The 22,563-nt window shown below is 69.6% G+C and carries 22 protein-coding genes; 20 read left to right on the top strand and 2 right to left on the bottom strand.

Annotation, left to right across the window (positions count from 1 at the left end):
- Positions 1–33 precede the first annotated feature (33 nt).
- Positions 34–771 carry an SDR family NAD(P)-dependent oxidoreductase gene (locus tag ABEA33_RS21335; protein ID WP_345529040.1) on the bottom strand — a complete coding sequence of 246 codons (738 nt, stop codon included), beginning with the start codon at positions 769–771 and terminating at the stop codon, positions 34–36.
- Between the two features lie 146 nt (positions 772–917).
- Between ABEA33_RS21335 and ABEA33_RS21330 the strand changes: the two genes are divergently transcribed.
- The 10 genes from ABEA33_RS21330 to ABEA33_RS21285 all read left to right on the top strand — a co-directional run bounded on the left by ABEA33_RS21330 (position 918) and on the right by ABEA33_RS21285 (position 10,500).
- Positions 918–1,730 carry an SDR family NAD(P)-dependent oxidoreductase gene (locus ABEA33_RS21330; RefSeq protein ID WP_345529038.1) on the top strand — a complete coding sequence of 271 codons (813 nt, stop codon included), beginning with the start codon at positions 918–920 and terminating at the stop codon, positions 1,728–1,730.
- Between the two features lie 2 nt (positions 1,731–1,732).
- The gene (locus ABEA33_RS21325) at positions 1,733–2,860 is read left to right on the top strand and encodes a Rossmann-fold NAD(P)-binding domain-containing protein (RefSeq protein WP_345529037.1); all 1,128 of its coding nucleotides are present in this window, start codon (positions 1,733–1,735) and stop codon (positions 2,858–2,860) included.
- The gene (locus ABEA33_RS21320; protein ID WP_345529036.1) at positions 2,860–3,627 is read left to right on the top strand and encodes an enoyl-CoA hydratase-related protein; all 768 of its coding nucleotides are present in this window, start codon (positions 2,860–2,862) and stop codon (positions 3,625–3,627) included. The genes ABEA33_RS21325 and ABEA33_RS21320 overlap by 1 nt, the downstream gene beginning before the upstream one ends.
- 71 nt (positions 3,628–3,698) lie before the next feature.
- Positions 3,699–4,868: an alpha/beta hydrolase gene (locus ABEA33_RS21315; RefSeq protein WP_345529035.1), complete on the top strand. Its 1,170-nt coding sequence runs from the start codon at positions 3,699–3,701 to the stop codon at positions 4,866–4,868.
- A complete protein-coding gene (locus ABEA33_RS21310; protein WP_345529034.1) occupies positions 4,865–6,076 on the top strand; it encodes a CaiB/BaiF CoA transferase family protein in 1,212 nt (403 codons plus the stop codon). The genes ABEA33_RS21315 and ABEA33_RS21310 overlap by 4 nt, the downstream gene beginning before the upstream one ends.
- Entirely contained in the window at positions 6,073–6,921 is an 849-nt protein-coding gene (locus ABEA33_RS21305) for an alpha/beta fold hydrolase (RefSeq protein ID WP_345529033.1), read from the top strand. The genes ABEA33_RS21310 and ABEA33_RS21305 overlap by 4 nt, the downstream gene beginning before the upstream one ends.
- A gap of 79 nt (positions 6,922–7,000) precedes the next feature.
- Complete coding sequence (locus ABEA33_RS21300) at positions 7,001–8,047, top strand: LLM class flavin-dependent oxidoreductase (RefSeq protein WP_345529032.1); 1,047 nt, start codon at positions 7,001–7,003, stop codon at positions 8,045–8,047.
- A gap of 39 nt (positions 8,048–8,086) precedes the next feature.
- Entirely contained in the window at positions 8,087–9,259 is a 1,173-nt protein-coding gene (locus ABEA33_RS21295; protein ID WP_425577460.1) for a thiolase family protein, read from the top strand.
- A gap of 5 nt (positions 9,260–9,264) precedes the next feature.
- Positions 9,265–10,023, top strand: coding sequence for an SDR family NAD(P)-dependent oxidoreductase (locus tag ABEA33_RS21290; RefSeq protein ID WP_345529031.1), 759 nt, complete (start codon positions 9,265–9,267; stop codon positions 10,021–10,023).
- 9 nt (positions 10,024–10,032) lie between these two features.
- Positions 10,033–10,500: a nuclear transport factor 2 family protein gene (locus ABEA33_RS21285; protein WP_345529030.1), complete on the top strand. Its 468-nt coding sequence runs from the start codon at positions 10,033–10,035 to the stop codon at positions 10,498–10,500.
- A gap of 4 nt (positions 10,501–10,504) precedes the next feature.
- On the opposite strand, the gene ABEA33_RS21280 is transcribed toward ABEA33_RS21285, so the two are convergent.
- Entirely contained in the window at positions 10,505–11,287 is a 783-nt protein-coding gene (locus tag ABEA33_RS21280) for an enoyl-CoA hydratase (RefSeq protein WP_345529029.1), read from the bottom strand.
- 86 nt (positions 11,288–11,373) lie between these two features.
- On the opposite strand from ABEA33_RS21280, the gene ABEA33_RS21275 reads away from it, so the two are divergent.
- The 10 genes from ABEA33_RS21275 to ABEA33_RS21230 all read left to right on the top strand — a co-directional run bounded on the left by ABEA33_RS21275 (position 11,374) and on the right by ABEA33_RS21230 (position 22,451).
- Positions 11,374–12,573, top strand: coding sequence for a cytochrome P450 (locus ABEA33_RS21275; RefSeq protein ID WP_345529028.1), 1,200 nt, complete (start codon positions 11,374–11,376; stop codon positions 12,571–12,573).
- Positions 12,566–13,489 carry an SDR family NAD(P)-dependent oxidoreductase gene (locus ABEA33_RS21270; protein WP_345529027.1) on the top strand — a complete coding sequence of 308 codons (924 nt, stop codon included), beginning with the start codon at positions 12,566–12,568 and terminating at the stop codon, positions 13,487–13,489. The genes ABEA33_RS21275 and ABEA33_RS21270 overlap by 8 nt, the downstream gene beginning before the upstream one ends.
- A 53-nt stretch (positions 13,490–13,542) precedes the next feature.
- Positions 13,543–13,848, top strand: a complete 306-nt coding sequence (locus ABEA33_RS21265) for a hypothetical protein (RefSeq protein WP_345529026.1) — start codon at positions 13,543–13,545, stop codon at positions 13,846–13,848.
- Positions 13,845–15,731 (top strand): 2-oxoacid:acceptor oxidoreductase subunit alpha, encoded by a 1,887-nt coding sequence (locus ABEA33_RS21260; protein ID WP_345529025.1) that lies wholly within the window; start codon positions 13,845–13,847, stop codon positions 15,729–15,731. Before ABEA33_RS21265 ends, ABEA33_RS21260 begins: the two co-directional genes overlap by 4 nt.
- Positions 15,728–16,714 (top strand): 2-oxoacid:ferredoxin oxidoreductase subunit beta, encoded by a 987-nt coding sequence (locus ABEA33_RS21255; RefSeq protein ID WP_345529024.1) that lies wholly within the window; start codon positions 15,728–15,730, stop codon positions 16,712–16,714. The genes ABEA33_RS21260 and ABEA33_RS21255 overlap by 4 nt, the downstream gene beginning before the upstream one ends.
- Positions 16,711–17,895: an acyl-CoA dehydrogenase family protein gene (locus ABEA33_RS21250; protein ID WP_345529023.1), complete on the top strand. Its 1,185-nt coding sequence runs from the start codon at positions 16,711–16,713 to the stop codon at positions 17,893–17,895. The genes ABEA33_RS21255 and ABEA33_RS21250 overlap by 4 nt, the downstream gene beginning before the upstream one ends.
- The gene (locus tag ABEA33_RS21245) at positions 17,892–18,416 is read left to right on the top strand and encodes an HtaA domain-containing protein (protein WP_345529021.1); all 525 of its coding nucleotides are present in this window, start codon (positions 17,892–17,894) and stop codon (positions 18,414–18,416) included. Before ABEA33_RS21250 ends, ABEA33_RS21245 begins: the two co-directional genes overlap by 4 nt.
- On the top strand, positions 18,413–20,755 hold the full coding sequence (locus ABEA33_RS21240; RefSeq protein ID WP_345529020.1) for a transketolase-like TK C-terminal-containing protein: 2,343 nt from the start codon (positions 18,413–18,415) through the stop codon (positions 20,753–20,755). The genes ABEA33_RS21245 and ABEA33_RS21240 overlap by 4 nt, the downstream gene beginning before the upstream one ends.
- Before the next feature lie 58 nt (positions 20,756–20,813).
- A complete protein-coding gene (locus ABEA33_RS21235; protein WP_345529019.1) occupies positions 20,814–21,872 on the top strand; it encodes a phosphotransferase family protein in 1,059 nt (352 codons plus the stop codon).
- A gap of 102 nt (positions 21,873–21,974) precedes the next feature.
- Positions 21,975–22,451, top strand: a complete 477-nt coding sequence (locus ABEA33_RS21230; RefSeq protein WP_345529018.1) for an NUDIX domain-containing protein — start codon at positions 21,975–21,977, stop codon at positions 22,449–22,451.
- Positions 22,452–22,563 lie beyond the last annotated feature (112 nt).

Genomic DNA, 22,563 nt, shown 5'->3' with positions numbered 1-22,563 from the left:
GGCCCGGACCGGCGCGATGAGGCCGGCGGCGGCTCAGACCAGCGAGCCGCCGTCGACCACCAGCTCGGACCCCGTGCAGTAGGAGCCCAGCTCGGACAGGAAGAAGTACGCCGCCCGCGCGACGTCGATCGGCTCGCCCATCCTGCGAAGCGGGATGTCGGCCTCGATGTCCGCGACCCGCTCGGGGAACGACTCGATGATCGTCGCGATCATCGGCGTGCGGATCAGCCCGGGAAGCACGGTGTTGACCCGCACGCCATAGGGGGAGAGCTCCTTGGCTGCGACGCGGCTGATGCCGCGCACCCCCCACTTCGTGCTGACGTACGCGATGTCGGGGCTCTGCGTCGGGGCCATGGCGGAGCCTGACGAGATGTTCACTATCGAGCCGCTGCCCTGCTCGCGCAGGTGCTGCCCGACGACCTGGACGCCGAGGATGATGCCGAGCTGGTTGATGGCGGCCGTCCGGTGGAACAGCTCGGGGTCGAGCGGACCTCCCAGCAGGTACTCGCTCTTGAACCCTGCGGCCGCTACCAGGCCGTGCAGCGGACCGTAGGCGGTCGTCGCAGCGTCCAGCGCAGCCGTCCAGGACTCCGGCAGGCTCACGTCGAGGTGGACGAACAGCCCGTACAGCTCGTCGGCCAGGTTGCGACCGAGCTCCTCCTGAAGGTCGGCGATCACGACCTGGAACCCGCGCTCGGTCAGCAGGCGACAGGTGGCCGCGCCGATGCCGCTCGCTCCTCCAGTGACCATGACGACCTGAGGGGTAGGCACGAAGGATCCTCCGGGAAGCTCGAGCGTGACGGGAGGACGAGTGTGTGACGCTCGTCATGTCGACCTGATTCGAGCTCTGCTCTGGGCACAGGCCGCGATCCATAGTACAACAGTGTTTGGTTTATTGACGACGGACGGAGACGACGATGGGTTCGCTGGAGGGTCGGGTCGCACTGGTGACCGGCGCAGGCTCGGGCATGGGGACAGCATCGGCGCTCGCGCTCGCCTCGGCTGGTGCCATGGTCGTCGTCACCGACATCGACCCGGCGACGGCCTCGGCCACCGCAGTGTCGATCGCCGAGATCGGAGGCACCGCAGTAGCGGCCGCGCTGGACATCGCCGACGAGTCCGCCTGGCGCGAGGTGGTGGCCTCGGCGACGCGCGAGCTCGGTGCTCCGATCACTGTGCTGCATAACAACGCCGCGCTGACGGGCGGCCCGGTCATGGACAAGGACCGGGACCCGATCAGCCTCGACCTCGACGCCTGGAACACCAGCCTCTCGATCACGCTCACGGGGGCCGCGCTCGGCTGCAAGCACGTCCTGCCCGGGATGCTCGAGGCGGGGATCGGCAGCATCATCAACATGTCCTCCACCCGAGGCGTGACCGGGGCGACGTGGCGCATGAGCTACAACACGGCCAAGGCTGGGATCATCGGCCTCACCCGTACCGTCGCCGTGCACTACGGCGCGCAAGGGATTCGTTGCAACGCGATCGTGCCGGGCGTCTTCGACACCCCGGCGCTGCGCGGCGGTATCCCACCCGAGCGCCTGCGCGAGGTAGAGCGATCCCACCTGCTCAACCGGCTCGGCCGACCCCAGGAGATGGCGGAGGTCGTCGTCTTCCTCGCCTCCGACTCGGCCAGCTTCATCACCGGGGCGGTGATCCCGGTCGACGGCGGGCAGACCGCCTTCAGCGAAGGGCTGGCCCCTGCGGTCAGCCGCGGAATCGAGGACTGAACATGAGTGGTGCGACGAAGCGGACGCTGGTCATCGGGGGCACTGGCCCCACCGGGCCGCACATCCTGCAAGGGCTGCTCGACCGAGGGCACGACGTGAGCATGTTGCACCGCGGTGCCCACGAGCCCGCGGGGCTGCCGGAGGTCCGCCACCTCCACGCGGACCCGCACTTCCCCGAGACCCTGGCGGAGGCGGTCGGGGATCACGAGTTCGACCTGGTGGTCGCCACGTACGGCCGGATGCGAGTCACCGGTGAGTTCTTCGCCGGCCGCACCGACCAGCTGATCTGCGTTGGCGGAGTGCCGGTCTATCGGGGCTTCATCGAGCCGCAGGGGTCGAAGCCGTGGGGGATGAAGGTCAACGCCCGCGAGGACAGCCCGATGGCCGACACCGCCGAGGTGCCGGCGAAGTTCGCCATGCAGATCCTCAATGCCGAGCGGGGTGTGCTCGAGAGAGCCGCGAACGGCGCCTACCGGGCGTCGTACGTCCGCTACCCGCAGATCTACGGTCCTCGCAACATCGTGCCGTGGGAGTGGGCGGTCCTCAAGCGGATCCAGGACGGCCGTCCCTACATGATCCTGCCGGACGACGGACTGTGGGTGTTCTTCCGCAGTGCGGCGCGCAACGCCGCGGCCGCCCTCATGTGCATCGTCGACAACCCCGAGCTGGCCGACGGCGAGTCCTACAACATCGCCGACGACGACCAGTTCTCCATGCGCCAGTGGGCGGAGGTGGTCGCTGACATCGCCGGCGGAGAGCTCGAGTTCATCGGTATCCCGTCCCTGCTGGCACCCTCGGCCGTCAACGAGTTCCTCGCCCCCGCGTCGCGGCCGCACATGATGGTCGACGCCTCCAAGATCCGTACCCAGCTCGGCTACCGCGACGTCATCTCGGCGTACGACGCTCTCGCCGAGACCGTGGCGTGGCTGCGCGAGAACCCGCCGACTCCCGAGGCCTACCCGATGTACACCGGGACCTTCGACTATCCGCTGGAGGACCGGCTCGTCGCGGCCTACTCGCGCGCCGTCGAGGCAGTGCAGGCCGAGGCTCCGGACACGGCTCCGCCACTGGCGCACCCGATGCCACACCCGAAGCTGCCGTCGTTGACGGGCGACGAGCGCGGCCGCTGATGCCGATCCACGAGAGCCTGTCCGAGCAGGGCGTGCTGGAGCTCGTCATCGACGCGCCCCCGGTCAACGCGGTCGGGATCGCCGACCTGGCGACCCTCGCCCGGCTGGTGGCTGCCGTCTCCGAGCGACCCGAGGTCCGGGTGGTGGTCCTGCGGGGCGAAGGTCGTGGGTTCATCGGTGGCGGTGACGTCAAGGAGGTGCAGCGACTTCCGGGCTTCGAGGGCATCCTCGGCCAGGTCACCGGCTCCACCGACCTAACCGTCGCCCTCCACGACTGCGCGGTACCGGTGGTGGCCTCCGTGCACCGCTACGCCATCGGGCTCGGTGTGCTGGTGGCCGGGGCCTGCGACATCGTCGTGGCCGACGAGAGCTGCACCTTCGTGCTGGCCGAGGTCGACAACGGCGCGACCGGTGGTGCCGTCCAGGCCATGGGCCTGATGCCGGACAAGCGGCTGAGGCAGGCGATGTTCACCTGCGAGCCGGTGCTGGGACGCGAGCTCGCGACGTACGGCACCGTGGTGGCCGTGTCCGACGAGGCGAGCGTGCTGCCTGAGGCCAGACGGCTGGCGGCGGTCATTGCCGCGAAGCCACCGACGGTGTTGCGGGCGGCGAAGGCCGCTGTGAACGGGAGCGCGCGACGCGACATCGGGCGGCTCTACCGCCAAGAGACCGCGCTCACGCTCGAGCTCAACATGCGCGGCGACGCCCACGAGGCACGGGAGACGTTCATCTCCGGCGCGCGTCGCGGCTACCTCTCCACAGACTGATCCAAACACTGTATGGTTTTGGCGTCGGACTCCGTCGGCGCCCGACCGACCCGAGCTTCGGAGGAACGCCCATGTCTGCGGACAGCCCCACCTCGTACACGCGTACGCCGTACCTCGTCGTCCAACGGGACGCCTCGACCCGCAAGGACGTCTACGGCACCATCGGCGACTCGGTCGTGCTGCACGCGCAGCTCCTGCGCGGTGAGCAGCCGTCCAAGACCTGCGTCGTGGCGATGCACCCGATCGGGTCGCCCGGCTACCTCCCGATGTTCTCGGGCCTGGCCCGCGCCGGTTTCCACGTCGTTGCCAGCGACACCCGCTACGGCAACGGTGACGCCGCCCTGATCATGGAGAACGTCCTTCTCGACCTCGGTGCCGTGGTCAAGGACGCGAAGGAGCGGCTCGGGTACGAACGGGTCATCCTGGCCGGGTGGAGCGGAGGTGGCTCGCTGATGATGGGCTACCAGGGTGAGGCAGAGAAGCCGATCATCACTGCGACCGGGGCGGGTGAGCCCACACCGCTGGCCGACACCCAGCTGACTGCTGCTGACGGTGTGATGATCCTGGCCGCGCACCGCAGTCGGCACCACCTGCTCACGGACTTCCTGGACGCCTCGATCCTCGACGAGTCGACGCCCGACCAGCGCGACCCCCACCTCAATCTCTACTCCCCGGAGAACCCCGACCAGCCGCCGTACACGGCGGAGTACGTCGCGGAGTACCGCGCGGCGCAGCTGGCGCGAAGCCGCCGGATTACCGCCTACGCCCAGGAGCGACTGGCGGACCTGAAGGCGACGGGACGCGAGAACGAGGAGCACTGCTTCGTCGTCCAGGGCACCATGGCCGACCCGCGCTGGCTCGACCAGAACGTGGATCCCAACGACCGCGCCCCGGGGAGCTACCTCGGCGATCCGCGCCTGGTCAACGACGGACCGTCGGCACTCGGACGCTTCACCACGACCCGCAGCTGGCTGTCGCAGTGGTCCTTCGACACGGCCCAGGTCGACGCGGTCGACGCCGCCGCGCGGGTCAGCGTCCCGGTCCTGCTGCTCGAGAACTCCCGCGACGACGCCTGCCCGCCGGCGCATCCTCGGGCCATCTACGAGGCACTGCCGGGCCAGAACAAGCAGCTCACCGTCGTCGAGGGCGCCAACCACTACTACAGCGGGCAGAAGAAGCACCTGCAGGCGGCGATCGACCACATCGACGGCTGGCTGGTGCAGAACGGCTTCGATCGGTGACGGGGACCGACTCCGCGGCCGACGGAGCCCTGACCGGGCTCCGGGTTCTCGAGGTCGGCCACATCATCAGCGGACCGTTCTGCGGCCACCTGTTCGCTGACCAGGGCGCCGAGGTGATCAAGGTCGAGCCCGCGACCGGCGACGCGATGCGCAGCTGGGGTGGCATGTACAAGGGCGTCGGTCTCTACTGGCCGATCATCGCGCGTGGCAAGAAGTCCGTGACGCTGGACCTGCGCACCGCTGAGCACCAAGCGGTGTTCCGAGAGCTTGCTCGCACCGCCGACGTGGTGATCGAGAACTTCCGGCCCGGCACCATGGAGCGCTGGGGGATCGGACCTGACGACCTGCGCGCACTCAACCCCGACCTGATCATGGTCCGGATCACCGGCTACGGGCAGACCGGGCCGATGCGGGACGTTGCCGGCTTCGGCTCGATCGCTGAGGCGATGAGCGGCTTCCGGCACCTGTCGGGCGAGCCCGGGCGACCTCCGGTGCGAGTCGGCATCTCGCTCGGCGACGCGCTCGCCGGCACCCAGGGGTTCGTCGGGGCCCTGCTCGCGCTGCTGTCCGGCCACCTCCGACCGGATCGCCCGCGGGGCCAGGTCGTCGACGTCGCCCTCTACGAGGCGATGTGGATGTACATGGAGTCGATCGTCCCGGAGTTCGCGAAGCTGGGGGAGGTCCGTGGGCCGGCCGGCCCGCTGCTGCCCGGTATCGCGCCGTCCAGCGTCTATCCCACTGACGACGGTCGTTGGATCGTGATGGGCGCCAACAAGGACAACGTGTTCGCCCGTCTGGCCGCCGTCATGGATCGTCCGGACTGGGCGGGTCCGGACGGCAGCTACGCCACGCATGTCCAGCGCGGTCATCGGCAGCAGGAGCTCGACGCGGAGATCGCCGCGTGGACCCGCACCCGGTCGGTCGAGGACCTGCTCCACGAGCTCGAGCGCGCAGGTGTCCCGGCAGGTCGCATCTTCACCGCGCCCGACATCCTCCAGGACCCGCACTACCGAGCCCGCGACATGGTGCTGGAGGTCGCGACCCCGGACCTCGGCGACGAGACGGTCCCGATGCCGGGCGTCGTGCCGAAGCTGAGCCTGACGCCGGGGCGGGTGGTCCGCGGAGCCCCGCTCCTCGGTGAGCACAACGACGAGGTGCTGGGGGCGATCCACCGGGCTCTGAGCCCAGAGCCGGTCGGCCGCTCGTGACTGACCCGCGCCCCACGTCGTACGTCGGGACCGCGGGCACCCTCATCGGCGAGGTTCGGCGACCGGCGGGCGACTCACGCGGCCTGGTCGTGCTGCTGCACGGCGGCGGCCAGACCCGGCACTCCTGGTCGAGAGCCGCCGAGAGCCTGTGCGCAACCGGGTGGACGACTCTCACCTACGACGCTCGGGGTCACGGCGACAGCGCCTGGGCGGCGGACGGCGCCTACGACCTCCAGCTCTACGTCGACGACCTCGAGCGGGTCCTCGAGCAGGCCGGCGAGGGGACAGCGGAAGCGGTCGTCGGGGCGTCGCTGGGAGGGATGACCGGGCTGATGCTGCTCGATCGCACACCGGCCGCGGCCCGCAGCCTGGTCCTCGTCGACATCACGCCTCGTCCGCGTCCCGCAGGAGTCATGCGGATCAAGGAGTTCATGTCAGCGAACCCCGAGGGCTTCGCGACCCTCGACGACGTGGCGGCCGCAGTGTCCGGCTACCGCACGGACGACCCGCCCCGCGATCCGGAGAGGCTGCGCCGCTCGGTGCGTCAACGTCCGGACGGGCGATGGCGATGGCACTGGGATCCGGCCATCCTGCCGGCGGGTCCCGAGGAGGACGACCCGATCATCCACCCGGAGGACGTGATCGCCGCGGCATCGCGTGTCCGGGTACCCACGCTCCTCGTCGCGGGCGGCTCCTCGGACGTGGTGAGCGGTGACGAGATCCGCGAACTCCTGGACGTGATGCCGGTGGCCCGCGCGGTCGTCCTGGACGGCGCCTCGCACATGGTCGTGGGAGACCGCAACGACGCGTTCCTGCGCGAGATCCACACCTTCCTGGGTGATTGACCAGTTAATCCAAGGATGTTAGGTTCGTGAAAACCAAAGGGTGTTTGCCCGCACGTGCACGAGGCCCGAAAGAGGCTCCATGAAGTTCAACCTGATGTCGCTGGGTGACCTGGTCACCGATCCCGTCACTGGTGAGCGCAGCACCAACGCGCGCCGCTACAAGATGTTTCCGGAGATGGCGCACCTCGCCGAGGCCGCTGGCTTCAACGGCATCAACATGGGCGAGCACCATGGCATCGAGTACATCTACTCGGCCCCACCGGTCGTGCTGGCGGCCATCGCCGAGCGGACCTCGACCCTGCGCCTCGGTACGGCGGTGACCCTGCTGGCGAATCTCGACGGCCTCCGGATCGCGGAGGACTACGCCACAGTCGATGTCCTCTCCGACGGGCGCGTCGACGTGGTCCACGGGCGCGGCAACTTCTTCGCCTCGACGTACACCCTCTTCGGTCACGAGCTGGAAGAGTCCGCGGCGCGCTTCAAGGAGAACGCCGAGCTCGTCGACCAGCTGTGGACCGGGGAGCCGGTGCACTGGTCGGGCCAGTTCCGACCCTCCATCAACGGTGAGTCGCTGCAGCCCGCACCGATCCAGCGGGCCCGTGACTGCATGTGGATCGGCGGTGGCAGCTCCCTGGAGTCCGTCGAGCTCGCCGCCCGCCTGGGCTGGAAGCTGATGCTGCCCAGCGCGTTCGGCGACCCGTCGTTCTTCGTCAAGGTCGTCGAGCACTACCTGGCCATCTGGGAGCAGGCTGGCTGGGACTGGGAGCCGGAGATCGGCGCCGGCTGGCACGTCTGGGTCGGCGAGGAGAGCCAGAAGGCCCGCGACCAGTGGGAGCCGCGCTATGGCGCCTACCACGCATGGATGAACGACCTCCTCAGCGTCGTCAACCCCGCGATCCCGCCGCAGAACAAGAGGCCGTTCAACTTCGAGTGGCTGACCACCAAGGGCCCGGCCATCGTCGGCAGCCCCGACGAGGTCGTCGAGCGCATCTCAGTCCTGTCCGAGCAGCTGCACGTCACGACGCACCTGGCCTACATGGACATGGGCGGCATGCCGGAGTCGGAGCTGTTCGAGGCGATCCAGCTCTTCGGGGACAAGGTCATCCCGCAGCTCGCCGACGCCTGAGCCATCCACGCCACACCCGAGCGAGACAGAGGAGACGCTGTGCCCGAGATCGTCCCTGCCGTCATCGTCGACGTCGTCCGGACTCCGTCCGGACGCGGCAAGCCAGGCGGAGGGCTGTCGGGCGAGCACCCGGCCGACCTCCTGGCTGTGACCCTGCGCGCGCTCGTCGAGCGCACCGGGATCGATCCGGTGCTCGTCGATGACGTCATCACGGGGTGCGTCAGCCAGGCCGGGGACCAGGCGGTCAACATCGGCCGCACCGCGTTGCTTGCCGCGGGCTACCCCGAGTCGGTGCCGGCGACGACCATCGACCGACAGTGCGGGTCGTCCCAGCAGGCCCTGCACTTCGCGGCGCAGGGCGTGATGACCGGCGCTTACGACGTCGTGGTCGCTTGCGGCATCGAGTCGATGAGCCGGCTCCCGCTCGGATTCGCCGCTCGTGACGGGGCACCGTTCGCGCCACTCGCACGGCGTTACCCCGACGGTCTGGTCGGGCAGGGTGTCTCGGCAGAGATCATCGCCGGACGCTGGAAGCTCGACCGGTCCGAGCTCGATGAGTTCGCGGCCCGCTCCCACCAGCTGGCCGCTGCCACCGCAGCCGCCGGCGGCTTCGACGACGAGCTGGTGCAGGCGGGTACGTTGACCGCGGACGAGACCGTCCGGGCCGGCACCACCGCTGAAGGACTGGGCGCACTGCGAGCGTCCTTCCGCGACGACGCGCTCGGCGAGCGCTATCCCGAGATCGGCTGGCACATCACGCCCGGCAACTCCTCGCCCCTCACCGACGGCGCCTCGGCGGCGCTCGTGATGAGCGAGCACAAGGCACGGGAGCTCGGACTCACCCCTCGGGCGCGCTTCGGCGGTTTCTCGGTGACGGGAAGCGACCCGCTGCTGATGCTCACCGGTGTCATCCCAGCGACGCAGCGGGTGCTGTCCCGCGCCGGGCTCGAGGTCGACGACATCGACGCGTTCGAGGTCAACGAGGCGTTCGCCCCCGTGCCGCTCGTGTGGGCCCAGGAGCTCGCCGTCGACCTCGCCAAGGTCAACCCCCGAGGTGGTGCGATCGCGCTCGGCCACCCGATGGGAGCCTCCGGCACCCGGATCCTGGCGACGCTGCTCAACCACCTCGAGTCCATCGGCGGCGGCCGCGGCCTGATCACGATGTGCGAGGGCGGCGGCATGGCCAACGCCACCATCATCGAGACCGTCTGACGCTCGTGCCCGACCTGTTCTCCCTCGACGGCAAGGTCGCCGTGGTCACCGGAGCCTCCTCCGGCCTGGGTGCCGGGTTCGCCCGGGCCCTGGCCACGGCCGGCGCCGACGTCGTCCTCGCCGCCCGACGTATCGATCTGCTCGAGGGCGTCGCGAGCGAGGTCGAGGCAATCGGGGTCCGGGCGGTCGTGCAGCGCTGCGACGTGAGCGTCCCCGAGGACTGCGCCGCTCTCGTGGCGCACGCGATGGCAGAGCTAGGGCACGTCGACATCCTGGTCAACAACGCCGGGATCGGCACCGCGGTGCCCGCGCTCAGGGAGTCGCCCGAGGAGTTCCGGCGGGTGCTCGACGTCAACCTGATGGGCGCGTACTGGATGGCCCAGGAGTGTGCCCGCGTGATGCAGCCCGGGTCGAGCATCATCAACATCGCCAGCGTGCTGGCTCTGATCAAGTCGTTCGCGCCCCAGGCGGCGTACTCGGCGTCCAAGGCGGGGCTGGTGGGCCTCACCCGGGACCTGGCCCAGCAGTGGTCAGGCCGTCGCGGCATCCGCGTCAACACCATCGCCCCCGGCTACTTCGCCACCGACATGACTGACGAGGTCCCGCGCGAGATGCTGCAGGAGTTCATCGACCACACGTCGCCGCTCAAGCGTCTCGGCGAGCCCCACGAGCTCGACGGGGCGGTTGTCTTCCTGGCGAGCGCCGCGTCGTCGTACGTCACCGGGATCACGCTGCCGATCGACGGCGGCATGTCCGGACACTGAGGAGGAACCGTGACCGAAGTCGACCCGCTCACCCGGCTGGTGGCGATCGCGGACTGCACCCGGCTGATGGTCGAGTACGGCCTGCGCCTGGACCACGGCGTGGCGGTCTCGACCGCTGAGCTGTTCACCGAGGACGGGGCCTGGCGCTCCAACACCATCGACGCCGTCGGTCAGGCGCAGCTGAAGGCCTTCTTCCAGCGCCGCGCCGACCTGACCGACCGGCTCACCCGGCACGTCGTCACCAACATTGCCGTGGACGTCCTCGACGAGGACCACGCGCGGGCCCGCTCGTACGCCGTCGAGATCCGGGGCGATCGCGGGGCTGACGGGCTGGCCGAGGACACCAGGCCCGCGGTCGTGGGCGACTACAAGGACAAGCTGGTGAAGGTGGACGGTCGCTGGCTGTTCACGGAGCGCTTGGTGGAGATCTCGTTCAAGCGCAGCACCGAGGTCTTCATGGAGTCCTCCTCGTCCTGAGGACTCAGTCGAGCTGGGCGCTACCCCGGGCGATGATCGCGTCGCTGCGCGGCGCCACGCCCTCCGGAGTGAAGTGAGCGTCGGCCCACGCGAAGGACCGCGACTCCTCGATCTCGGCGGCCTCGGCCACCGTGGTGCGGGACGTGTCGCGGTAGAGCTGCAGGAACGCGGCACTGGCCGTCGGGTCCAGCTCGGCCATCGCTGTCGCCATGGAGATCGCCGTCGCCAGCAGGTCGGGACCGGGCACCACTCGGTTCACCAGCCCCCAGGCGAGCGCCTCGACGGCGGGCACCATGCGGCCGGTCAGGCTCATCTCCCGTGCCCGCCGGAGGCCGACTGCCTCGGGAAGCAGGTAGGACAGGCCCCATCCGGGGAGCACCCCGACTCGGGCGTGGGTGTCCGCGAAGGCAGCGGTGTCCGCGGCGACCAGGACGTCGCAGTGCAGGGCGATCTCGAGGCCGCCGGTCGCGGCCGGGCCGTTCACCGCGCCGACCACGGGCTTCCCGAGCCATGGCCAGGGACTGTTGTCGCCGGCCGCCGGACCTGCCTCGCGCATGTTGTCACCGCTGGTGCCGAGCTCGCGCAGGTCGAGGCCGGCGCAGAAGGCCGACCCCGCTCCGGTGAGCACGATCGCCCGGGCCGACGGGTCGGCGGCTGCATCCTCCATGGCGGAGCTCAACTCGCGGATCAGCTGGGAGCTCAGGGCGTTGCGCCGTTCAGGCCGGTCCAGGGTGACGACGGCGACGGCATCTGTCTGGTCGACAAGCACGGTCTCGTAGATGCGCACTCATAAACCGTACAGTGATGGGTTCTGGTGCGAAAGGTGTGAGTGACCTAGTCTATCGATGTTTGGTTTAGCCATCAGGAGGCACCATGAGCGACGCTCGACGCACGGCGCACCTCGTCGACCTGGACAATCGTCGACCCGAGCTCTCGCAGCGACTGTTCGAGACTCTCGGCGAGATGCAGGCGGTTCAGCCCGTCGCCTGGAGCGATGCGTCCGGCGGGTTCTGGGCCCTGCTCAAGCACGCCGACATCGTCGCCGCCTCCTCGGACTGGGAGGCCTTCACGGTCACCGAGGGAATCATGATCCCGCCGACCGGCAAGTCGATGCCGGTGATCCCCGCAGAGCTGGACCCACCGCGACACGGCGGCTTCCGCAAGCTGGTCCTTCCGCACTTCACGCCCCGTGCGCTGTCTCCGTGGCACGAGGACATTCGCCGCATCGTCGCCGATGGACTCAAGCCCATCGTCGACCAAGGGCGTGGTGACGTGGTCACCGACTTCGCCAGACCTGTGCCGGTGCTCATCATCTGCCTGGTGCTCGGCATCGACTCCGACTGGAACCGAATCCACGACCTGGGCGAGGAGTTCATGGCGGCCTTCGCCGACACCGCCCACCCCGAACGCGGCAAGGCAGCCGCGCATCGTCTGGAGGCGTTCCTCGGTGAAGAGATCGCGGCCCGGCGTGGAGAGCCGGTGACGGACCTGCTCGGACTCTTCGTCAACGCAGAGGTCGATGGCGCCCCGATCACGGACACTGAGGCTCTGGGCCTGGTCCAGCTGCTCGTGGTGGCCGGCCACGGCACCACCGTCGACGCCATCGGGACCATGGTCCATCGACTGATCGTGGAGCAAGGTCTGCGAGATCGCCTGGTCGCCGACCGTGCTCTGGTCCCGAGGATGATCGACGAGTGCCTGCGCCTGCACGCCCCGGTCTGGAACATGGCACGGACCGTGCGCAACCCGACGCAGGTGCGCGGCGTTGACCTGCTACCGGGCGAGAAGGTGATGCTCGCCTTCGGCGCCGGCAACCACGACCCCGAGAAGTTCGCGGACCCGTTCACCTTCGACCTGGACCGCGCCGGGCTGAGCCAGCACCTCACCTTCGGCAGCGGCCGGCACCGCTGCCTCGGCGAAGGACTGGCGCGCCTCGAGATGCAGACCGTCCTCGACGTGCTTCTCGACGAGCTGTCGCCGCTCGAGCTCGACGGTGACGTCGTCTGGGGCGGGCACACCAACTCCCACGGCCTGCGCAGCCTGCCGGTCCGGCTGGTGCCCGACCATGGGTGACCAGCGACTGGCAGGATTTGGCTTCTCCTCCACCGTGGACGAGGTCGTCGCCGGAGTCGACCTGTCCGGACGGCGGGCCGTCGTCACCGGCGCGACCTCGGGCATCGGGGTCGAGACCGCTCGGGCGCTGGCCCTAGCCGGAGCCGAGGTGACCCTCGCCGTACGACGTCCCCAGGCGGCGCACGAGATCGCCGCCCACTTGATGGCGGTCACCGGGAACCGCTGCATCGAGGTCGCGCACCTCGACCTCGCCGACCTCGGCAGTGTCGATGCCTTCGCGACGGCCTGGGTGGGGCCGCTCCACATGCTCGTCAACAACGCCGGGATCATGGCGCTGCCGGAGCCGGAGAAGTCACCCGCGGGTTGGGACCTCCAGCTCGCCACGAACTTCTTCGGTCACTACGCCCTGCTGCGCGGCCTGGAACGGCCGCTGGCCGAGGCCGCCGGGTCCCGGGTCGTGTGCGTGAGCTCAGCGGCCCATCTGCGGTCGCCGGTGGTGTTCGACGACCTCCACTTCCGCTTCCGGCCCTACGACCCGTGGCTCGCCTACGGCCAGTCCAAGACCGCCGACGTCCTGCTCGCGGTCGAGGTTGGACAGCGGTGGGGCGATCGCGGCGTGCAGGGCTTCGCTCTGCACCCGGGCATCATCCGGACAGAGCTGCAGCGGCACATCACATGGGAGACCGACGGCCTCCCGCTCAAGTCGCCGGAGCAGGGCGCGGCCACCAGCGTCCTCGTCTCGTCGGCACCGGAGCTCGGGGCGGGCGCGCTCGTCTACTGGCAGGACTGCCAGCCCGCTCAGGTCGTCGATGCCCGCCCGGCCGACTACTCCGGGGGAGTGGCGGCGTACGCCCTCGACCCGGCCAACGCCAGTCGGCTCTGGGACACCGCCGAGCAGCTGCTCGCGCCCGTCTGACCTCTACCCGCAAACCCTGCGAAGTCCTGAAGAATCTAGGAAAGAAGAGAACCGTGCTGGTCCGCGTCACCGTCGACTCCGTCGAAGTGCTCGAGCCCGAAGTGCTGACGGCGCTGTCGGTGCGTGCCGAGATCGCGGAGGTCGACGCCTTCGTCGCTCTCAGTCAGGACGGACTCGGGATCCGCTTCGAGCCTGGCCTCGTGTGGCTCGACGTGGCCGGCCTCGCGCGCCGGGCCGCCGTGGACCAGGATGCCGGGTGGCCAGAGAGGTACGCCGCGATGATCGGGTACGCCGCGAGCCAGGGCTGGACCGCTGACGGGGACTCGATCGTTCGTGCTCACCTGGAGGTGGCGTCGTGACCGCGGTGGTGCAGGACAAGACCGTGACCGAGATCGAGCGGGTCGTGATCCGCTTCGCCGGGGACTCGGGGGACGGGATGCAGCTCACCGGCGACCGGTTCACCCAGGAGGCGGCAGTCTTCGGCAACGACCTCTCGACGTTGCCGAACTTCCCGGCAGAGATCCGTGCTCCCCAGGGCACGATGGCCGGCGTCTCGAGCTTCCAGCTGCACTTCGCCGACCACGACATCCTCACGCCCGGCGACCGGCCCGACGTGCTGGTGGCGATGAACCCGGCTGCGCTCCGAGCCAACGTCGGTGATCTGCGGCCAGGCGCCACCCTGATCGTCGACACCCACGACTTCACCGCCCGAAACCTGGCCAAGCTGGGCTATGCGGGCAACCCGCTGGAGGACGGCTCGTTGTCGGAGCTGGCGATCCACGCCTTGGACCTGTCCGGGATGACGGTGGCAGCGGTCGCGGAGTTCGGGCTCTCGCGCAAGGATGCCGTCCGCGCGAAGAACATGTTCGCGCTTGGACTGGTCTCGTGGCTCTACGGCCGCGACGTCGACGGCACGGTGCGCTACCTCGATGCGAAGTTCTCGAGGAAGCCGGACATCCGTGACGCGAACATCACCGCACTGCGCGCCGGCTGGAACTTCGGCGAGACGACCGAGTCGTTCGCGGTCTCCTACACGGTGAAGCCGGCTGTCGTGGCTGCCGGTCGCTACCGCAACATCACCGGAAACACCGCACTGTCCTACGGCCTGGTCGCTGCCGGGCAGCTGTCGGGGTTGCCGCTCTTTCTCGGGGCCTACCCGATCACGCCTGCCTCCGACATCCTCCACGAGCTCTCGAAGCACAAGAACTTCGGCGTCACGACCTTCCAGGCCGAGGACGAGATCTCTGGCGTCGGTGCAGCCCTGGGAGCGTCGTACGGCGGTCATCTCGGCGTGACGACCACCTCGGGCCCGGGGGTCGCGCTCAAGGCGGAGACCATCGGGCTCGCGGTCATGCTCGAGATCCCACTGGTCGTCGTCGACGTGCAACGCGGTGGTCCGTCGACCGGGCTGCCGACCAAGACGGAGCAGTCCGACCTGTTGCAGGCCATGTACGGCCGCAACGGAGAGGCCCCGATCCCGGTCGTCGCCCCGCAGTCCCCGGGTGACTGCTTCGACGCCGCTGTGGAGGCCTGCCGGATCGCGGTCACCTACCGCACGCCCGTGATGTTGCTGTCCGACGGCTACCTGGCAAACGGCTCGGAGCCGTGGCGGCTGCCGGATGTGGCCGAACTGCCCCGGATCGACCCGTCGTTCGCTACCGCCCCGGAGTCAGGCGAGCCGTTCCTTCCCTACGCCCGCGACGCGCAGACACTCGCACGTCCGTGGGCGCCGCCCGGCATCGCTGGCCTCGAGCACCGCATCGGCGGGATCGAGAAGCAGAACCTGACGGGCGACATCTCCTACGACCCCGACAACCACGACCTGATGGTCCGCACCCGCCAGGCCAAGGTTGACGGGATCGCTGCCACCATCCCCGACCTCGTCGTGGACGACCCGTCGGGAAGCGCTCGGCTGCTGGTGATCGGCTGGGGCTCGACGTACGGGCCGATCGGGGCGGGCGTACGACGGGTTCGTCGCCGCGGTCAGCACGTGGCGCAGGTCCACCTCCGTCACGTCAACCCGTTCCCGGCCAACCTGGGGCAGATCCTGGCGCGCTACGACCGGGTCGTGTGCCCCGAGATGAATTTGGGCCAGCTGGCCACCCTGCTGCGCGACCGCTACCTGGTCGACGTGCGTCGGCTCACCACTGTCCGCGGGATGCCATTCGGTGCCGAGCAGCTCGAGACCGAGTTCCTGACCCACCTCGACGCGCTCGACCAGACCGACCAGGAGACCCGATGACCACCGTCGACCTGCCCGCCCCGGTGCTCGGCACCGCGCTGGTGCCGAGCACGGACGTCGTCCAGACGGGCAAGGACTTCACGTCCGACCAGGAGGTGCGCTGGTGCCCCGGGTGCGGGGACTACGCCGTCCTGAAGGCCGTCCAGGGCTTCCTGCCCGACCTCGGCCTGCGGCGCGAGAACATCACCTTCGTGAGCGGCATCGGCTGCTCGAGCCGGTTCCCCTACTACCTGGACACCTACGGGCTGCACTCCATCCACGGCAGGGCGCCCGCGATCGCCACCGGGCTGGCCACGGCGAGACCCGACCTCAGCGTGTGGGTGGTGACCGGCGACGGCGACGCCTTGTCGATCGGTGGCAACCACCTCATCCACGCCTTGCGCCGCAACGTGAACATGACGATCCTGCTGTTCAATAACCGGATCTACGGGCTCACCAAGGGTCAGTACTCGCCGACCTCCGAGGCCGGCAAGGTCACCAAGTCCACCCCGATGGGGTCCGTGGACCATCCCTTCAACCCGGTGTCGTTGGCGCTGGGAGCGGAGGCGACCTTCGTGGCGCGCACCATCGACTCGGATCGCAAGCACCTCACGGCCGTGCTGTCGGCCGCCGCGGCTCACCGAGGGACGTCGCTCGTCGAGATCTACCAGAACTGCCCGATCTTCAACGACGGCGCCTTCGAGGCACTGCGGGGACCGGAGGCCGCCCACCGGCTGGTCCGGCTCGAGCCCGGCCTCGAGGTCACCGTCGACGAGCAGACCTGGGCCCACGACCCGGGCGACGTCAACCCGTCGCGGCAGTTCGCGTTGTCGCGGATGGACGATGGCACCCAGACGCAGGTCCCCATCGGAGTCTTCCGCCAGGTCGTCCGCCCGACATACGACGACCAGGCGCGCGCGCAGGTCGAGTCTGACACGGTGACCCGGGGGCCAGGCGACCTGCAGGCCCTGATCGACGGCAACGACACCTGGAGCACCCCGTGAGCTTCGACTTCACCCTCACCCCGCGTGTCCTCGAGTGGCAGGCCGGCATCGCCGCCTTCATCCGAGACACGGTGATCCCGCGCGAGCAGGACGCCTTCGAGCGCGGCGTCACCGACGAGCTTCGTCGCGATCTGCAGGCAGCTGGACGTGCCGCCGGCTGGTGGGCGCCGCAGGCCAGGGCGGAGCTCGGGGGCGGCGGCTTCGCCTTCGACGAGACCGCTGTCCTGCTGGAGGAGGCGGGCTACAGCCTGCTCGGCCCGCTGGCCCTGAACTGCGCCGCCCCCGACGAGGGCAACATCCACATGCTCAGCGAGATCGCCGACGACCGGCAGCGCGACGCGTTCCTGGTCCCGCTCGTCGCCGGCGAGATCCGCAGCTGCTTCGCCATGACCGAGCCCGCCCCCGGTGCCGGATCTGACCCGTCAGCGCTGCGCACGCATGCCCGGCGTACGCCGAAGGGGTGGCGGGTCACCGGCACCAAGCACCTCATCACCGGTGCGGACGGGGCGGCAGTCGCGATCGTGATGGCCTCAGGAGGCGGCGGTGCGGACGGCGACGAGGGGGCCACCATGTTCCTGGTGCCGACCAGCACGCCCGGCTTCGCCGTGACCGGCCACCACCGCACGATCGACACCACCACGGTGGGCGGTCACTGCACCGTCGAGATCGATGTCGAGGTCGGTGACGACTTCGTCCTCGGGGAGCCCGGCCTGGGATTCCGTTACGCGCAGGTCCGGTTGGCACCTGCACGTCTGACCCACTGCATGCGGTGGCTCGGCGTCGCCCGTCGCGCGCATGACATCGCGACTGCGCGGGCCGTCAGCCGCGAGATGTTCGGCTCGACCCTCGCCGCGCAGGGGCAAGCGCAGGCGATGATCGCGGACAACGAGATCGACCTCGCCGCTGCACGTGCCTTGCTGTGGCAGACGTCCTGGCAGCTGGCCCAGGGGATCAAGGGTGGCGAGGAGTCGTCGCGAGCCAAGGTGTTCGTCTCCGAGGCGACGGCCCGCGTGGTCGACCGCTCGGTCCAGCTGGCTGGCGGCCTGGGCACCTCGGAGGAGCTGGTGCTCGGGAGGCTCTACGCTGACATCCGGGCATTCCGGATCTACGACGGAGCCACTGAGGTGCACAAGATGTCGATCGCCCAGCGGGTGGCCCGACGGCAGGCGGCGGGCGCGTGACTCAGGGGACCGGTGGAGCCGCCACCGGTCTGATCTGGGGCATCAAGGCATCGTTCCTGTCCTACCTCGCCCGGATGCCGGACCTGCAGTCGTCGGTCGCCGACGGTGCTGTGACGACCCCGGCGAACGGCTTCTACTTCCCGCTCGTGTCCGCCGCGGAGTACGACGCGGGTACCGGCCTGGGCACCTTGCGCTTCGGCGGCGACGTCCGATTCTCCGCCCACCACGGGATGCTCTTCGTGATGTTCGCGCAGCCGTGGCTCGAGCTCACGGCTGGCACGGCCGTCCTGTCGGTCGCCGACCCGGCGTCGTACCCGACCCTCGACAAGCGGGTGCCGCTACTCGACGTCGAGGTCCGTGCCTGGGTCCGGCACGGGGACGCCCGGGCCTGGCCCGCCCTGGCGACGACCCTGCGGCCCGAGGCGGTCGAGCTCTTCAACGATGTGTACGCCGCCGGCGAGCCGTTCGAGCCCCTCGACGTGCGCGCCGTGGTCGACGAACCGAGAGAGGGATCCGCATGACCGAGACCGTGCACGCCCCCGGCGCGACCGAGAGACTCGGTGCCGACCAGACCGAGGTGCTCCGCGAGATCGCCCAGCGAGTGAGGTGGCTGGCCACGGCTATCGTCGACGCGGCCAACCGCGGACGACCCAATGAGACCGGTGTGAAGGTCGGCGGCCACCAGGCGTCATCGGCCTCGATGGTCGAGATCATGGTGGCGCTGTGGTTCCAGGAGCTCACGGAGCTCGACCGGGTGTCGGTCAAGCCGCACGCGTCGCCGGTGCTGCACGCCATCAACTACCTGCTCGGCGACCTCGATCCGGCGTACCTCCCGACCCTGCGCGCCAAGGGCGGTCTCCAGTCCTATCCGTCCCGCCTCAAGGACCCGGACACGGTGGACTTCTCGACCGGCTCGGTCGGGATCGGTGCGACCGCCGCGCTCTGGGCGGCGATGGCCCACCGCTACGTGCGTTCCCACTTCCCGGACGCTCCGCCTGCCGGACGTTTCGTGTCCCTGCTGGGCGATGCCGAGCTTGACGAAGGGGCGATCTGGGAGGCGGTGGCCGACCCGTCCGTCGCATCGCTGGGTGAGCTGCTCTGGGTGGTGGACCTCAACCGGCAATCCTTGGACCGGGTGGTGCCGGACATCCAGATCTCGCGTCTCCAGGGCATGTTCGAGGCGGCGGGCTGGCAGGTCGTGACCCTCAAGTGGGGTCGGGCCATCTCGGCGCTCTTCGAGCTCCCGGGCGGTGCCGAGCTGCGCACCCGCATGGAGGAGATGCCCAACGAGGAGTACCAGAGGCTGCTCCGGGCCGGTGTGGACGAGGTCGCCGCCCGGGTGGTCGGGGAGGACGGTAGCGATGCTCTGCGCGGCCTCGTCTCCGGGATCGACCAGCGCGCCCTGGCGGATGCCGTCCGTGACCTCGGTGGACACGACCTCGGCCTGCTCGTCGACACGTTCGCCACCGTCGACGAGCACCGTCCGACGGTGGTCTTCGCCTACACGATCAAGGGCCGGGGCCTGCCCACGGAGGGCCACCCCAACAACCACTCTGCGCTGCTCACCGAGGCCCAGGTGCGGGCGCTCGCGGTCGACTGCGGGACTGACCTGGACGACCCGTGGCAACCACTCGCCTCCGGAACCCCCGCCGCGAGCCTCTGTCGCGAGCGAGGGACCCGACTGCGTCGTACGACGGCCAGCGAGACCCCTCCGCTCAAGGTGCCGACCTCCCTGGGGCACCCCCACCGCAAGCCCGCCTCGACCCAGGCAACGCTCGGCCGACTCCTCGCCGACCTCGTCCGTGACGCCCCCGACGCTGCGGCGCGGGTGGTCACGTGCAGCCCCGACGTGGCGTCCTCGACCAATCTCGGAGGGTGGATCAACAAGACCGGGGTCTGGTCGGTGCGCTCGCGGCGGGACTGGTTCGATGACGATGCCGAGCGAGTCCTCCGCTGGGCGGAGGTCGCGACCGGGCAGCACATGGAGCTCGGCATCGCCGAGGTCAACCTGGTCGGCCTGCTCGGCGAGCTGGGTGCGACCTGGAGCCGCTGGGGCGAGCGCCTGATCCCGATCGCCACGCTCTACGACCCGTTCGTCTCGCGCGCCCTCGAGCCCTGGTCGTACGGGATCTACGCCGGTGGTCAGTCGATCCTGGTCGGGACGCCCTCCGGGGTCACCCTCGCTCCCGAGGGAGGAGCGCACCAGTCGATCAGCACGCCGTCGATCGGTCTTGAGCAGCCGGGCTGTGTCTCGTGGGAACCGGCCTTCGCGCAGGACCTCGAGTGGTGCTTCCTCCGGGCCATGTCCCAGGTCGGGCTCGAGGGCGGCACATCGGCGTACTTCCGGCTCTCCACGCGCCCCGTCGACCCGGCCCTGGCCAGGTTGCCCGAGGATCCCGACCTGCTGGAACGGCGGCGCCGGCAGGCGGTGTCCGGCGGCTACCGGCTGACCGACCATGACCCGGCCACCGAGCAGGTCACCCTGGTGGGTGTCGGCGCCATCATGCCCGAGGTCGTCCGTGCCGCCGAGGCGCTGGAGCGCCAGGGCGTCATCGCCGGCGTCGTCTGCCTCACCAGTCCGGATCTCGTCTTCCGGTCGTTCCAGGAGCGCGGACACGGTAAGCACCGCAGCGACGTGCTCGATGCCCTCTTCCCGGCCGCCCATCCGACACCGATCGTCACCGTCCACGACGGACACCCGCACACGTTGTCGTTCCTCGCAGGCGCTCGGGGCGACCGGATACGGTGCCTCGGCGTCACCGAGTTCGGGCAGTCCTCGGACGTACCCGACGCCTACGCCCTGCACGGCATCGACGTGGTCTCGATCGTCGATGCCGGCCTCGGTCTGCTGGGTCGCTGAGCTGCGCCCCCACCCACCTGCCGACCCTGAGAAGCATCCGAGCATCGAGGAGAATCCCGTGACCCGCCGTCTGACCACCGAAGCGCCCCCGGATGTGAGCCTGACCGCGCCCGAGCTCGCCGGCGTTGCTGCCGTGATGTCCGCCGTTGGCGTCACCCCGGCAGGGCCGCTGACCTCCGCGCTGATCGCCGGCGGTCGCTCCAACCTCACCTTCCGATTGGGTGACGGCACCCGAGAGTGGGTCCTGCGTACGCCGCCGCGCACCGGACGCACGCCGTCGGCCCACGATGTGGCACGAGAGTTCCGGGTGACCACGGCACTCGGTACCACCGACGTACCGGTCGCCCGGGCCGTGGCGGTCTGCGAGGACGAGGCCGTGCTGGGTGGGCCGTTCGCGGTTGCGGAGTACGTCCCTGGCCGGACCCTGCAATCGGGTGCGGATCTGACCGCGCTCGACGAATCGATCCTCGACGCCGTCGTCCGGGAGCTCGTCGGGGCGCTCGCCACCCTCCATGCGGTCGACCACGTGGCTGTCGGGCTCGAGCGGTTCGGTCGGCCGGACGCCTACGCCGAGCGCCAGCTGAAGCGGTGGTCGGGGCAGTGGAGCCTGGTCAGCGACGGTTCGTTCGACGACCTGGCATCGGTCGTCAGCGAGCGTCTGGCTGAGCTCCTTCCCGAGCAGAGATCGACCGGCATCGTCCACGGCGACTACCGGATCGACAACACGATCCTCGATCTGGGGGCCTCGGGGTCACCGCGTGTAGCGGCCATCGTCGACTGGGAGCTGTGCACGATCGGCGACCCGGTCGCCGACGTGGCGACCATGCTGGCCTACCGGAACCCGGCCTTCGACTGGATCGTCGGCGAGAGCAGCGCCTGGACCAGTTCTCACCTGCCCGATCCTGAAGGGCTGGCAGCCGCGTACGAGTCGGCCGGCGGCGTTCCTCTCGTCGACCTCGATCTCCACCTCGCCCTGGCCAACTACAAGATCGCGGTCATCGCGGCGGGCATCGAGCATCGTCGACGCGCCGGTTCAGGGGCGGGAGCGGGGTTCGATACTGCGGGTCGAGCGGTCGGTCCGTACCTTGAGGCGAGTCTGCTCGCGATGCGCTCCTGACGTCGATCGACAGAGTCTCGCGGCTTTCGTTCCCATCCGGGGTTGCGCGACAGAGTCTTAATCGGACAATGTTAGATTATCTGTCCTGAGAACCGGGAGGCAATGGTGGACGTTGCTGGGACGCCGTTGGTCTCTGAGGCCTCGTCCATACCCGCGTACCCCGGGATGCTTGAGCGCACAGTGGTCGCAGTGGTTCTTACCTGGCGTGGCCGGATTGGACTCTTCAAGCGGAGCCCAGAAGTCGGCCACGACGGCGGACTGTGGCACTGCATCACCGGCTTCGTCGAATTGGGTCATCAGCCCCTGGAGAAGGCTGTCACCGAGGTGCACGAGGAGACAGGCCTCGGCTTGCGAGAGCTGGACGACCTTGTGGCTGGCCCAGTCTTGGAACTCCCTGCATTGAGCGGTCCGCCTTGGCAGGTCCACACTTTCAGTGCTCGCACGCAGCGGCGGCGGCTCGAGCTCAACTGGGAGCACAGCACGTACCGGTGGGTCCGCCCGGCGGCGGTCGCAGGGTTCGGCGGGCAGGTCGTCTGGCTTGCTGATGTTGTGCGAGCCACGGACGCCTCGATCCGCTGATCCGACCCTAGCGACGGCGAACGTACTCGACGACAGCGGTCGGGCAGGCCGAAGAAGCCGCCATCCAGCTCAATACGGGCAGCGTCCAGACGACGCCACGATGGGCCGGATC

This window comes from Nocardioides endophyticus (assembly GCF_039543845.1).
Classification (GTDB): Bacteria; Actinomycetota; Actinomycetes; order Propionibacteriales; family Nocardioidaceae; genus Nocardioides; species Nocardioides endophyticus.
Note: the sequence above shows the minus strand (reverse complement) of the source record. Positions and strands in the feature narration are given on the sequence as shown.

Excerpts from the sequence above, each read along its gene's own strand:
- ABEA33_RS21330 (WP_345529038.1), top strand. The coding sequence starts at position 918 with ATGGGTTCGCTGGAGGGTCGGGTCGCACTGGTGACCGGCGCAGGCTCG.
- ABEA33_RS21325 (WP_345529037.1), top strand. The coding sequence starts at position 1,733 with ATGAGTGGTGCGACGAAGCGGACGCTGGTCATCGGGGGCACTGGCCCC.
- ABEA33_RS21320 (WP_345529036.1), top strand. The coding sequence starts at position 2,860 with ATGCCGATCCACGAGAGCCTGTCCGAGCAGGGCGTGCTGGAGCTCGTC.
- ABEA33_RS21315 (WP_345529035.1), top strand. The coding sequence starts at position 3,699 with ATGTCTGCGGACAGCCCCACCTCGTACACGCGTACGCCGTACCTCGTC.
- ABEA33_RS21300 (WP_345529032.1), top strand. The coding sequence starts at position 7,001 with ATGAAGTTCAACCTGATGTCGCTGGGTGACCTGGTCACCGATCCCGTC.
- ABEA33_RS21275 (WP_345529028.1), top strand. The coding sequence starts at position 11,374 with ATGAGCGACGCTCGACGCACGGCGCACCTCGTCGACCTGGACAATCGT.
- ABEA33_RS21270 (WP_345529027.1), top strand. The coding sequence starts at position 12,566 with ATGGGTGACCAGCGACTGGCAGGATTTGGCTTCTCCTCCACCGTGGAC.
- ABEA33_RS21255 (WP_345529024.1), top strand. The coding sequence starts at position 15,728 with ATGACCACCGTCGACCTGCCCGCCCCGGTGCTCGGCACCGCGCTGGTG.
- ABEA33_RS21240 (WP_345529020.1), top strand. The coding sequence starts at position 18,413 with ATGACCGAGACCGTGCACGCCCCCGGCGCGACCGAGAGACTCGGTGCC.
- ABEA33_RS21230 (WP_345529018.1), top strand. The coding sequence starts at position 21,975 with ATGGTGGACGTTGCTGGGACGCCGTTGGTCTCTGAGGCCTCGTCCATA.